The sequence below is a fragment of the Mesorhizobium zhangyense genome, from assembly GCF_011045115.1.
In the GTDB taxonomy this organism is placed as follows: Bacteria; Pseudomonadota; Alphaproteobacteria; order Rhizobiales; family Rhizobiaceae; genus Mesorhizobium_M; species Mesorhizobium_M zhangyense.
Genome location: NZ_JAAKZG010000004.1, coordinates 94,861 through 108,151, shown reverse-complemented (window position 1 = coordinate 108,151; position 13,291 = coordinate 94,861). Strand labels below are relative to the sequence as shown.

The window sequence follows — 13,291 nt, the reverse complement described above, 5'->3', positions numbered from 1 at the left end:
AAGACCGCAAATGAGTATTTTCAAGAGAGAATCCATGCTTCAATCCATCACCAACGCTCCTCCTTCGGGAGCCGCCGAAGAGCCGCTCTGCGATCCGGTTTCGCTGGAAATCATCAGAGGCGCGATCGCTGCGGCGCAATCGGAGATGGAGGCGCTTCTGGAGCGCACGGCCATTTCGGCGTTCATCCGCGAGAAGAAGGATTTTTATACCGCGCTCTTTGACGAGAACGGTGTGATGGCAGTCGGCTCGATGGTGCCGATCTTCGGCGACATGACGAGCCCGGTCTTCGAAAGCTTTCCCGCCGACACGATGAAGCCTGGCGATCTCTACTGGTACAATGACTGCTACGGCTCGCGCGGCGCGGTTTCGCATTCCAACGACCAGGTACTGCTGGCGCCCGTCTTCAAGGACGGCAAGCGCTGCGCCTTCGTCATGAGCTGGGCGCATTTTGCCGACATCGGCGGCATCCGGCCGGGTTCGATCAGCCCGGACGCCACCGAAATCTTCCAGGAAGGCATCATCATTCCCGTCACCAAGCTGGTCGACGAGGGCAAGACCAATGAGGCGACGCTCGCGATCTTCCATCGCAATTCGCGCTTTCCCGCGCAGAGCAATGGCGACATGCGCGCGCTGATGGCAAGCGTCGATCTCGGCGTGAAGCGTGTCGGCGAAATCCTGGACAGGTTCAGCGCGGAAGTCGTCTCCGACGCCTTCTCGCAACTGCTAGCCCGCACACGCCGTCTCGTCCGCTCCAAGCTGGCCGAAACCTTCGACTACGGCACCCACCGCTTCACCGACGCGATCGACGGCGACGGTCACGGCAACGGCCCGTTCAAGATGCGCTTCGCGCTGACGCGCGAGGCGGGCGAAGATAGCGAGGATCGCTTCATTTTCGACGCCACGGAAAGCGACGACCAGGCGCCGGGACCGGTAAACTATCTGATGAATCCGGGCGTGCCCGGCATGGCGTTGGGGCTTTATTATCTCGGCGGCGACCCGGGGCAGGTCTGCAATGCCGGCGGCCCCAACGCCATCGATGAAGTGCGCCTGCGCGAGGGCTCATTCCTGGCGCCGCGTTTTCCCGCGCCGCTCGGCATGCGCGGCCTGACCACGATGCGCGTCATCTCGGCCATGAACGGTCTGGTCAATGTTGCCGGCGGCGGCGCGCCGGCGGCCAATTCCGCCTATGTCATCAGCATCATGCGCGGCAATTTCCGCAACGAGGCTGGCGATCTCGAGCGCTTCCTGCTCGCCGACGGTATCGGTGTCGGCTATGGCGCGCGGCCGGATTCCGACGGCATCGACGCGGTCTATTTCGTGGCGCAGGAGAACTATCCGGTCGAGTTCCTCGAAGTCGGTTATCCGGTTCGCCTGAGGCACTATGGCGTTGTCGAGGATTCCGGTGGAGCCGGCCGTTTCCGCGGCGGCTGCGGGATCATCCGCGAATACGAAGTCATGGCCGAGGACGCGATCCTTGCCGTGCGCATCGACAGCGTGAAGAACCCGCCATGGGGCATCGACGGCGGCATGTCCGGCGGCACCGGCCGCGCCGTGGTCAATCCCGGCACCGAGCGCGAACGCCTGCTGGCGCCGCTGTCGGACGGCAACCGCCTCGTGCGCGGCGATATCCTGCGGATCGAAACCGGAGGAGGTGGCGGCCATGGCCATCCCTTCGACCGTTCGCCGGAAGCCGTCGTTGAGGACGTACTTGGCGGCTATGTCAGCCGCGAAGCTGCCGAGCGCCTCTATGGTGTCGTGCTCGCCGGAAACCGTCTCGACGAAGCCGCCACCGCCAGGGCGCGCGCCGCGCGGCCGTCCGTCCGCCGTTTCCATCGTCAGGAGTATGTCGATGTCCTCGCTTGATTCCGCTCTCTCGATCGCCGTCGATATCGGCGGGACCTTCACCGACATCTCGCTGCTCGACCGTGCCAGCGGGCAGGTCTGGCGCGCCAAGACGCCGAGTGTGCCCTCCGATCCTTCCGAAGCGTTCCTTGCCGGGATCAAGCTCGCGCTCGCCGATGCCGGCGCACCGGCATCGGCGCTGGGACAGGTGCTGCACGGCACGACCGTCGCCACCAACATGATCCTGGAGGGCAAGGGTGCGCGCGCTGCGCTGGTGACGACGCGGGGTTTTCGCCACGTGCTGGAAATCGGCCGGCAGGACATTCCGCGCAAGGCCAATCTCTACACCTGGGTCAAGCCGGCACGTCCGGTGCCCGCATCCCGCATCGTCGAGGTCGACGAGCGTGTGGCAGCCGGCGGGGCTGTGCTTTCGCCGCTGGACGAGGAAAGCGTCTTCAGGGCAGCCGAGGCGATCCGGCAGATGGATATCGAAGCTGTCGGCATCTGCCTCTTGCATGCCTTCGCCAATCCCACCCACGAGCGGCGCGTAGCTGAAATTCTCCGCGAGGCACTTCCCGGCATCGCGGTCACCATCTCGACCGACGTGCTGCCGGTGGTGCGCGAATATGAGCGCACGCTGACCACGGTGCTGAACGCCACGGTGATGCCCGGCGTGACCACCTATGTGGGTCGCCTCGAACAGCGTCTCGAAGCTGAGAAAGTCACCGCCCCGCTTCTTTTGATGCAATCGAATGGCGGGGTTGCCGGTGCGGCGGCGATCCGGCAAGCGCCTGCGCTGACTGCGCTTTCAGGACCTGCCGCGGGCGTCGTTGGCGCTCGCGCGATCGCGGCGGCCTGCGGCATTCACGATCTCATCACCGTCGACATCGGCGGCACCAGCGCCGATATCTGCCTCATCAAGGGCGGCAAGATCGGCCTGACGCAGCATGGCAAGGTCGGCGAATGGCCGTTGCCGCTGCCGATGGTGGACATGGTCACCATCGGCGCGGGCGGCGGTTCCATCGCCAACGTCGAAGAGGCGACGCTGACGGTCGGGCCGCGCAGCGCGGGCGCCCGTCCAGGGCCTGCCGCTTACGGGCATGGCGGCCGCGAGGCGACCGTCACCGACGCGCATGTCGTTCTCGGCCATCTACCGTCAAAGCTTCTCGGCGGGCGCATGAGTCTCGACGTCGGCGCGGCGCGCCGGGTCATCAAAGATCGCGTGGCAGCACCGCTTGGGCTCTCTCTCGAGGCTGCGGCGCGCGGGGTGCTGGCGATCGTGGACAATCACATGGTCGGCGCCGTGCGCGTCGTTTCGGTGGAGCGTGGGCACGATCCGCGCCAGTTCACGCTCGTGCCATTCGGGGGGGCAGGCCCGCTTCACGGCTGCGCACTGGCCGATCTCCTTGGCATATCGAGCATCATGATCCCGCCTGCGCCGGGCGTGCTGTGCGCGGATGGTTTGCTTGCGGCGGACCTGAAGGCTGAGTTCAGCCGCACGCTTCCCAAACCGGGTGCTATCGACGTTGAGGCAGCCGATGCGATTTTCGCCGAACTCGAAGCGCAAGCCGAAGCGTGGCTCGTCGTAGAAGGCGTTGCCGAGCAGAAGCGCCGCAAGGCCCGCGTCGCGCTGCTGCGTTATCACGGGCAGGGTGGCGAGATCGCCATTGCCTGGGCGGGTACCCGGGAAGCGGTGGAGCAGGCCTTCGCCGCCGAGCATCAGGCGCTTTACGGCTTCACGCTCGATGCGTCGATCGAACTGGTCACGCTTCGCGTCGAGGCCACAGGCATGACCGCACAGCCGCCGAGCATCCGGCTCGAGGCGTCCAGCGCCTTCGAACCCTATGACAGCACGCCGGTGCATTTCGCTGACGAGACACTGGATGTGCCGCTTGTCGATCGTGCCGGGCTCGGAAGCGGCGTTGTGTTCGAAGGTCCCGCGATCCTGACCCAGCTCGACACCACGACGCTCGTGCCGCCCGGCTGGCGCGGCAGCGTGCATGAATCCGGCGCCATCATCCTCACCCGCCACGAAGGAGTGGCCCAATGAGCGCTGGCCAAAACGACCTCGCCCCGATTTTCGCGCATGTCGAGGAAAACCGCGATGCCTTCATCGCCCGGCTGATGGACTATGTCCGCCATCCCAGCATCAGCGCCCACAATCAGGGTATCGGCGAAGTCGCGGCCATGCTGGTGGAGATGCTGAAGGGGCTCGGCATGGATGCCGAGACCGTGCCGACGAAGAACCATCCGATGGTGCTCGGCCGACGCGATGTCTCGCCCGACAAGCCGACCGTTCTTCTCTACGGCCATTATGACGTGCAGCCGCCGGACCCGCTCGAACTGTGGGAGAGCCCGCCCTTCGAGCCGACCATTCGCAACGGGCGCATCTATGCCCGTGGCGTCGGCGACAACAAGGGGCAGCATTTCGCGCAACTGCTGGCGATCGAGTCGCATCTCAGGGTCCATGGCGAACTGCCCTGCAACATCATCTTCCTGCTCGAAGGCGAGGAGGAGATTGGCAGTCCGCACATCGCCGAGTTCGTGCGCGAACACGCCGATAGGCTGAAGGCCGACCTCGTCGTGACCTCGGACGGGCCACTGCATGAATCCGGCCTGCCGGTCGTTACCTTCGGCGTGCGCGGCGTTGCCGGTTTCGAGCTGCGGTCACGGACGGCCAGCCGCGACGTGCATTCCGGCAATTTCGGCGGCGTGGTTCCCAACGCGATCTGGAAACTCGTCCATCTCCTCGCGACCATGAAGAACCCGGAGGGCGAGATCACCATCGAAGGGCTGACCGAGCCGGTCATACCCGCCACCAATCGCGAACGCGATGCGGTGGCGAAGCTCCCGCTCGACCTCGATGCGATCAAGGCCGACCTGGGCCTGGCCGAACTCGATGCGCCCAAAGACCGTGGCTATTTCGACCGGCTCATGTTCCATCCCACGCTTACGGTGAATGGCTTCCACGGCGGTTATGGCGGGCCGGGCATGAAAACGGTGCTGCCGTGTGAGGCCTTCGTCAAATGCGACATTCGCCTCGTCGAGCCGCTGACGCCTGCCTATGTGTTCGAAAAGGTCGCCGCTCACGTCGCGCGCCATGCACCTGATGTCGAATTCGTGCCGCTGAACGGCATGCTGCCGTCGAAGACATCGATGGACTCTCCCTTCGCCGAGCCTATCCGCAGGGCGGTTGTCGCCGCGCGCGGCGTCGAGCCGCTTCTCTACCCGACGGTCGGCGGCAGTCTGCCTGACTATGTCTTCACCAAGATTCTCGGATTGCCCGCCTTCGTAGTTCCCTACGCCAATGCCGACGAAGCGAACCACGCGCCCAATGAGAACCTCGAGATCGAGCGCTTTATCGATGGTATCAGGACCGGCTGCGCGTTGCTTGCCGAACTTGGCAAATTGAAGACCGCCTAGCGCTCCGGGGTTAAACCTACGACGACAGAATCCGGGCAGACGGCCGCTCTGGGGTGGCCACTGCCCAAATTGATTCCCGCAATTGTCCTGACATCCTGCACGAACTCCATTCAGGCGTTTGGAGATCGATGGCGCTCGCCTGATCTAAGAAAATCGGTTTTGTAGGGACGTTGTTCAGGACTTGAAATACGTTAGGTCCATGATATGGATCGTTGTGTGCGAATTTTTTGTTGATAACGATGCATAGCTGTGTAACAGAATAGGAAGTTGTTAAAACAGTTCCATATTATGGAGCTAGAAACCTGCAGGATTTCGAGAGTTACCTGTAGGTGAAGGACGCTGCGGAATTCGCTTCGGCTGGAGGGCCAGGATATTTCGTGGTGATTTTGGAGGAGTTTCGGAGGAACTCACGTTTGAGCGATGGCAGGCCGGATGATCCTTGTGGATCGGCGGCTGTTTCGGGCCAAGGCAGCAGGGGCCCGTAGGTTCTGGAAGCCTGGCACCCAAAGCCAATGTCAAACGATGAGCCGACCGAAAATGGGAGGATAGCGCATGACCCTTGCCACCGACGAGGCCCATGAATTCGTGGTTCCGGCCGAGACGCTCGAGGCGAAGCCAGGTTCGAGCTGGATGCGGCCTGTCGAGGTCATATCGGCAATATTGCTTCTGTCGATCATCGGCATGCTGCTTGCCGGCGTGGTGTCGCGCTACATCTTTTCCAGGCCGATCGTATGGATCGACGAGGCGTCTTCAATCGCATTTCTCTGGCTGGCGATGCTCGGGACGGCGATCGCGATTGACCGCAGCGAACATCTGCGCCTGACGGTTTTTCTGAATACGCTTGGCGAGCGAAAGCGGGAATTCGCCGAAACATTCGGCCTCATCCTGATGGGCGCTTTCCTGCTCGTTGTATTGCCGGCGGCCTATGAATATGCAGTGGGCGAAATGGACATCACGTCGTCCGCTCTGAACATTCCCGTCGGCTACCGCGTTTCAGCCATCGCGATCGGCATGGTCCTGATGCTTGGCCTTGTCGTCACCCAATTGTTCAAGACGGCAAAGCTGCGCGATTTCATTGTCGCGGCAGCAATCGTCCTAGTGGTCCTGGCTGCGCTCTGGTTCCTGACGCCTGTCCTGAAATCGTTCGGCAATGCCAATATCCTGATCTTTCTTGTCGGCGCCACCGCGATATGCCTCGCACTCGGTGTGCCGATCGCGTTCTGCTTCGGCATCGCGACGCTGCTTTTCCTCGGCTTCACCACCACGATGCCGCTGGTGGTCGTGGTCAGCCGCATGGACGAAGGTATGTCGAGCCTTATCCTGCTTTCCGTCCCGGTTTTCGTGTTGCTCGGCTGCATTCTCGACGCCACCGGCATGGGCAAGGCGATCGTCGATTTTCTGGCTTCAATGCTGGGGCACGTGAAGGCGGGCATGTCCTACGTGCTGCTGGGATCGCTGTTTCTGGTATCGGGCATCTCCGGTTCCAAAGTGTCCGACATGGCCACTGTTGCACCGGCACTGTTCCCGGAAATGAAGCGCCGTGGCCACAAGCCCAAGGAGATGATCGCGCTTCTGGCAACGGGTGCCGCGATGGCGGACACGGTTCCGCCGAGCATCGTCCTGATCGTGCTGGGCTCGGTTGCCGGCGTATCGATCGCATCGCTTTTCACCAGCGGCTTCGCGATCGCCATGGTGCTGCTCATTGCACTGGCCATTCTCGCCCGCATCAAGGCATCGCGCGAAAACGTCGATGGCTTCCGGCGCCCTTCGCTCAAGCTGATCGGCAAGACCGCCCTGATCGCAGCGCCAGCGCTCGTCCTGCCTTTCATCATCCGCAGCGCGGTTGCCAGCGGTGCTGCCACGGCAACGGAAGTTTCCACCATCGCCGTCCTTTACGCCTTCATCATTGGCGTGGTGCTCTATGGCGGCATCGGCCTGCCCCGGATTTATCGCATGCTGGTCGAGACCGCGGCGATGAGTGGCGCCATCCTGCTCATCCTCGGCACGGCGGCAGCCATGGCTTGGGCGCTGACGCAGACGGGTTTTGCCTTCCAGCTTCGCGACATGCTGAGCGGATTGCCCGGTGGGTGGTTCACCTTCATGCTGGTGTCCATCGTGCTCTTCATGCTGCTCGGCTGCGTGCTCGAAGGCCTGCCGGCCATCGTGCTGCTGGCGCCGATCATGTTTCCCATCGCGCACGCCATGGGCATCAACGACATCCACTATTCGATGGTCATCGTCACGGCGATGAATATCGGCCTGATGGCGCCGCCGATCGGCGTCGGCTTCTACATTGCCTGCAAGATCGGCAACGTGTCGCCCGACGAGGCGATGGGCGCCATCTGGCCCTATATCGGCGCCATGGTCCTCGGCCTGCTGGCTATCGCCGCCGTGCCGTGGTTCTCGACCGCGCTTCTTTAGCCCAACCAAAACCGCTTGTTCAAAATAACCTGGAGGAGACTTGGAACAATGAATATCAGCCGTCGTACAATGTTGCTTGGCACCGGAGCGCTTGCGCTCGGCGCGACGATCCGGACGAAAGCCCATGCTGCGGATTTCACCTACAAGTTTGCGAACAATTTGCAGACCACGCACCCGCTGAACATTCGCCTGAAGGAAGCCGCCGACAGGATTCTCGAGGAGACGGGCGGCCGTCTCCAGATCAACATCTTCCCGAGCAGCCAGCTCGGCAACGACACCGAAACGCTGTCGCAGCTGCGCAGCGGCGCGACCGAGTTCTTCACGCTGTCGCCGTTGATCCTGTCGACGCTGGTGCCCAACGCCGCCATCAGCGGGATCGGCTTTGCGTTCCCGGATTACGATGCGGTGTGGAAGGCAATGGACGGCGAGCTTGGCGCTTATGCGCGCGGCGAAATCGAGAAGAAGGGCCTCGTGCCCATGGAAAAGATCTGGGACAACGGCTTCCGCCAGATCACCAGCTCGGAAAAGCCGATCGCTTCGCCGGAAGACCTGAAGGGCTTCAAGATCCGTGTCCCGCCGAGCCCGCTGTGGCAGTCGATGTTCACCGCCTTCGGCTCGGCTCCGACCACGATCAACTTTGCCGAAGTCTATACGGCCCTGAGCACTGGCATCGTCGATGGCCAGGAAAATCCGCTGGCAATCGCATCGACCGCCAAGCTCTACGAAGTGCAGAAGCATTGCGCCATGACCAACCACATGTGGGACGGCTTCTGGCCGCTTGCCAACAAGCGCGCGTGGGAGGCGCTGCCCGAGGATATTCGCGCGATTACCGCAAAGCACCTCAATGAATCGGCCATCGCGCAGCGGGCAGACACTGTGAAGCTGAACGACACCGTCCGCGAACAGCTGACCAAGGATGGCATGACCTTTACCGATCCGGACAAGGCAGCTTTCCGCGAAGTGCTGAAGCAGGCGGGCTTCTACAATGAATGGAAGGGCAAGTTCGGTGACGAGGCCTGGGGCATTCTTGAAAAGGCCGTCGGCACCAGCCTGACCTGAGGCCACGCGGCTTCAAGGTTCGCAAATCCGAATGAAGGCCGTCGCGAACCGGCGGCCTTCCGAATGCATCCGAGGTGAAAGTGCCAGAACGTCTTAAGGGCAAAACCGCAATCGTCTTCGGCGCCGGATCGTCCGGCCCCGGCTGGGGAAACGGCAAGGCTGCCGCTGTCCTCTATGCACGCGAGGGCGCCAAGGTCGCCTGCATCGATCTCAGCGCGGAAGCCGCCGAAGAAACCGCGCATATCATCACCGAGGAAGGTGGCGAGGCCATTGCCGTCTCGGCGGACGTCACCAAGCTGGACTCGATCAATGCCGCGGTCGGCAAGACGGTTGACGCCTTCGGCCCGATCGGGGTCCTGCACAACAATGTCGGCGTCACGCATATGGGCGGGCCGGTCGAGCTCGATGAGGCGCAGTTCCAGCAATCCATCGATCTCAACATCGGATCGGTCTATCGCACTTCCAAATCCGTCATCCCGCATATGCTCAAGGCAGGCAGCGGCGCGATCGTCAACATCTCGTCGCTCGCCGGCATCCGCTGGACCGGCTATCCCTATTTTGCCTATTACGCGACCAAGGCTGCGGTGAACCAGGCGACCGTTGCGATCGCCATGCAATATGCTCGGCAGGGCATCCGCGCGAATTGCGTCATGCCCGGCATGATCGACACGCCTTTGATCTACAAGCAGATATCGTCCCAATATGCCTCGACCGAAGAGATGGTGGCAGCGCGCAACGCGGCCATCCCCGGCGGCAAGATGGGCGACGCCTGGGATATCGCCTATGCCGCGCTGTTTCTGGCTTCCGACGAAGCCAAGTTCGTCACCGGCGTCTGCCTGCCGGTCGATGGCGGCCAGAGCTGCACAGTGATGGGACCGCGCTGAGCATGACCGTGGCGGCGGAACCTGACAAGGATCTGACAGGCGCGCAGAGTGTCGATCGCGCACTCAAGCTGCTGTCGCTTGTCGGCCGCCAGGCCGAACGGGGAATGCCGCTCAGCGAGATCGTCGAGCAGAGCGGCTTCAACAAGCCGACGACCCGGCGCCTGCTGCTCGCGCTGATCCGCGCGGGACTGGTCGAGCAGGATCCCGTCGAACGCCGGTACTATATCGGCGAGGAAGCCTATGTGCTCGGTTCGCTCGCCTCGCGCCGCTACGGCCTGCTGCAGCTTTCGATGGAAAGCCTGATCCGCATCTCGCGCAAGACCGAAGATTCGAGCTTTCTCTCGGTTCGCCGCGACACCTATTCCGTTTGTCTTTACCGTGAGGAAGGCACCTTCCCCATCCGCACCCATGCGCTTCAGGCGGGGTTCGAGCATCCGCTTGGCGTCGGCGCGGGTTCGCTCGCCATGCTGTCGGCGCTGCCGGACGATGAGATCGAAGTGGTTCTGGAACAGAACGCTGCGGTGCTGCAGGAAAAGTTTCCGCTGCTTCAGCCTGAGCAATTGCGCAGAGAGGTGGCTGCTACCCGTGAGCGCGGCTACTCCGTCAATCCCGGCCTGATCTACGCCAGCTCCTGGGGCCTGGGCATCGTCATACGTTTCGCGGATGGCAAGCTCGCCGGCGCGCTCAGCATCGCCGCGATCGACAGCCGCATGCAGGAAGCCCGGCAGGTCGAACTCGCAAAAATCCTTCGCGAAGAGGCGGCCAAGGTCGAGGCCAAGCTCGTCGATATGTTTGCCGAAAAAGGTAAGGCCCGCGAAGCAGCAATTCTGGGGCCAAGCAGCAGGAGATCGTCCAGATGACAAAAGCACAGATCGTGGGCTGGGCCCACTCGCAGTTCGGCAAGACCGAATATGAAGACACCGAGCAGTTGATGGCAGCCGTGGCCATGCCGGCACTCGAGCATGCCGGCGTGGAGGCAAAGGACGTCGATGGCATTTTCGTCGGTGTCATGAATGGCGGCTTTTCCAAGCAGGAATTCCAGGGCGCGCTGGTCAGCATGGGCAGCAGCGACCTGGCGCAGACGCCTTCGGTGCGTCTCGAAAACGCCTGCGCGACCGGTTCGGCCGCGATCTACACGGCAATGGATTTCATCGAATCCGGGCGCGGCCGCATCGCGCTGGTCGTCGGTGCCGAGAAGATGACTGCTGTTCCCACCGCTCAGGTTGGCGACATCCTGCTCGGCGGCAGCTACCGCAGGGAAGAGGCCGATGTCGAAGGCGGCTTCGCCGGCATTTTCGGCCGCATCGCCCAGCATTATTTCCAGCGCTATGGCGACCGTTCCGAAGAACTGGCGATGATCGCCGCCAAGAACCATGCCAACGGCGTGGCAAATCCCTACGCCCATATGCGCAAGGATTTCGGTTTCGATTTCTGCAACACGGTTTCGGAGAAGAACCCGCTGGTTGCAGCACCCCTGCGCCGCACCGACTGCTCGCTCGTGTCGGATGGTGCAGCCGCACTGGTGCTTGCCGATGCCGAAACCGCAGCCAGCCTGCAGCGGGCGATCGCCTTCCGCGCGCGCCAGCACGTCAACGACGTGTTTGCCCTCAGCCGCCGCGACATGGTCGCGTTCGACGGTCCGCGCCGCGCCTGGAGCGCCGCGCTTGCGGAAGCCGGCGTGACGCTGGACGACCTCTCCTTCGTCGAAACCCATGACTGCTTCACCGTGGCCGAGATGATCGAATATGAGGCGATGGGGCTTGCCAAACCCGGCGAGGGCTACAAGGTCGTGCGCGACGGCACGGCAACGAAAACCGGGAAACTTCCCGTCAATCCTTCCGGTGGGTTGAAATCCAAGGGCCACCCGATCGGTGCGACAGGCGTGTCGATGCATGTCATCTCAGCCATGCAGCTCACCGGAGAGGCCGGCGACATGCAGATACAAGGCGCCAATCTTGCGGGCGTCTTCAACATGGGCGGCGCTGCCGTCGCCAACTACGTCTCCATCATGGAGCGCGCGAAATGAGCAATGCCGCCAGTCCCAAGGGCGGCGTGGCACCCTGTTCCACGCGGGTGATGAACCTGTCGAACTTTCTCACGCAAGCGGCGCGGCGGTATCCCGAAGAGTTCGCTCTGGTTTGGGGCGAGAAACAATGGCGCTGGAGCGAGATGGAAGCCCGGGTCAACGCCATGGCGTATGCGCTGGCGAACGAGTTCGGCGTCAAAAAAGGCGATCGTATTCTCGTGCAGTCGGCGAACTGCAATGAGATGTTCGAATCCATGTTCGCGACCTTCCGCGTTGGCGCGGTCTGGGTTCCGACGAATTTCCGCCAGACGCCGGGCGAGGTTGCCTATCTCGCCGAGGCGAGCGGCGCGACGCTGATGATCTGCCAGGCTCCCTTCGCTGATCACGCCCGCGAATGCAGCGCACTGAGTGCGGGACCTCGCAAGTTCATCTCGATTGGCGCATCGGAAATCGGCGAGGACTACGACGCGACCGTCGCGCGCAATCTCGGCAAGGTCTTCAAGCCGGAAGCCGTCGACCGCGACGATCCCTGCTGGTACTTCTTCACCTCCGGCACCACCGGCCGACCGAAGGCTGCGGTTCTGACCCATGGCCAGATGGCTTTCGTCATCAACAACCATCACGGCGACCTCTTTCCGGGCACGACCCAACGAGATCGCTCGATCGTCGTCGCGCCGCTGTCGCATGGCGCCGGCGTTCACCAGCTTTGCCAGGTCGCGCATGGTGTGACCACCATACTGATGCCGTCCGACAAGCTGGAGATCGGCAGATTCTGGTCGTTGGTCGAAGAGTGGAGGGTGACCAACCTCTTCACCGTGCCGACCATCGTCAAAATGCTGATCGAAGACCCGTCGGTCGACGACTACGATCATTCCTCGCTGCGCTACGTCATTTACGCCGGCGCGCCGATGTACCGGGCCGACCAGATAAAGGCCTTGCAAAAGCTCGGCGCCGTCATGGTGCAGTATTTCGGGCTGGGCGAGGTGACGGGCGCCATCACCGTTCTGCCGCCGATCCTCCACAGCCTCGAGGATGGCCCGCAGGCGCGGATCGGCACCTGCGGTTTCGAGCGCACCGGCATGCAGGTTCAAATCCAGGATGACGCGGGCGACGAGATCGCACCAGGAGAGACCGGCGAGATCTGTGTGATCGGCCCCGCCGTGTTCGCCGGCTATTATCAGAACGCCGAGGCCAATGCGAAGTCGTTCCGCGACGGCTGGTTCCGCACCGGCGATCTCGGCCATGTCGACGAGCAGGGCTTCCTCTACATCACCGGCCGTGCCTCCGACATGTACATATCCGGCGGCTCCAACGTCTATCCACGCGAGATCGAGGAAAAGCTCCTCATGCATCCCGCCGTCAGCGAGGTGGCGATCGTCGGCGTACCGGACCCTGTCTGGGGCGAGGTCGGCATCGCCATATGCGTCCTGCAGCCCGACGCACGATTGGACGGCGCGGAACTGCGGTCCTGGCTGGACGGCAAGGTCTCCCGCTACAAGCTCCCCAAGAAAATCCTGTTCTGGGAGGAAATGCCGAAATCGGCCTACGGCAAGATCGCCAAGAAACTCATCCGGGAAGAGCTCGAGCGCCGCGGCGAGATCGACGGGACCGGCCAGAAACTGAGCGCATAGGAGA

Annotated in this window: 9 protein-coding genes; all 9 read left to right on the top strand. The window is 62.7% G+C overall.

Going from position 1 to position 13,291, the window contains the following annotated elements; translation table 11 throughout:
* Positions 1-34 precede the first annotated feature (34 nt).
* The 9 genes from G6N74_RS10460 (at position 35) to G6N74_RS10420 (ending at position 13,287) form a co-directional block, all read left to right on the top strand.
* Positions 35-1,864 carry a hydantoinase B/oxoprolinase family protein gene (locus G6N74_RS10460; protein ID WP_165117020.1) on the top strand — a complete coding sequence of 610 codons (1,830 nt, stop codon included), beginning with the start codon at positions 35-37 and terminating at the stop codon, positions 1,862-1,864.
* A complete protein-coding gene (locus tag G6N74_RS10455; RefSeq protein WP_205826623.1) occupies positions 1,851-3,893 on the top strand; it encodes a hydantoinase/oxoprolinase family protein in 2,043 nt (680 codons plus the stop codon). The genes G6N74_RS10460 and G6N74_RS10455 overlap by 14 nt, the downstream gene beginning before the upstream one ends.
* A complete protein-coding gene (locus G6N74_RS10450) occupies positions 3,890-5,266 on the top strand; it encodes a M20/M25/M40 family metallo-hydrolase (protein WP_165117016.1) in 1,377 nt (458 codons plus the stop codon). Before G6N74_RS10455 ends, G6N74_RS10450 begins: the two co-directional genes overlap by 4 nt.
* 552 nt (positions 5,267-5,818) lie before the next feature.
* Positions 5,819-7,687, top strand: a complete 1,869-nt coding sequence (locus G6N74_RS10445) for a TRAP transporter large permease (RefSeq protein WP_165117014.1) — start codon at positions 5,819-5,821, stop codon at positions 7,685-7,687.
* Between the two features lie 48 nt (positions 7,688-7,735).
* A complete protein-coding gene (locus G6N74_RS10440) occupies positions 7,736-8,746 on the top strand; it encodes a TRAP transporter substrate-binding protein (RefSeq protein WP_165117012.1) in 1,011 nt (336 codons plus the stop codon).
* An 80-nt stretch (positions 8,747-8,826) separates the two neighbouring features.
* Positions 8,827-9,630: an SDR family NAD(P)-dependent oxidoreductase gene (locus G6N74_RS10435; protein ID WP_165117010.1), complete on the top strand. Its 804-nt coding sequence runs from the start codon at positions 8,827-8,829 to the stop codon at positions 9,628-9,630.
* Positions 9,631-9,638: 8 nt separating this feature from the next.
* Complete coding sequence (locus G6N74_RS10430) at positions 9,639-10,490, top strand: IclR family transcriptional regulator (protein ID WP_376767702.1); 852 nt, start codon at positions 9,639-9,641, stop codon at positions 10,488-10,490.
* Positions 10,487-11,656, top strand: coding sequence for an acetyl-CoA acetyltransferase (locus G6N74_RS10425; RefSeq protein WP_165117006.1), 1,170 nt, complete (start codon positions 10,487-10,489; stop codon positions 11,654-11,656). The genes G6N74_RS10430 and G6N74_RS10425 overlap by 4 nt, the downstream gene beginning before the upstream one ends.
* Complete coding sequence (locus G6N74_RS10420; protein ID WP_165117004.1) at positions 11,653-13,287, top strand: acyl-CoA synthetase; 1,635 nt, start codon at positions 11,653-11,655, stop codon at positions 13,285-13,287. Before G6N74_RS10425 ends, G6N74_RS10420 begins: the two co-directional genes overlap by 4 nt.
* Positions 13,288-13,291: the final 4 nt, after the last annotated feature.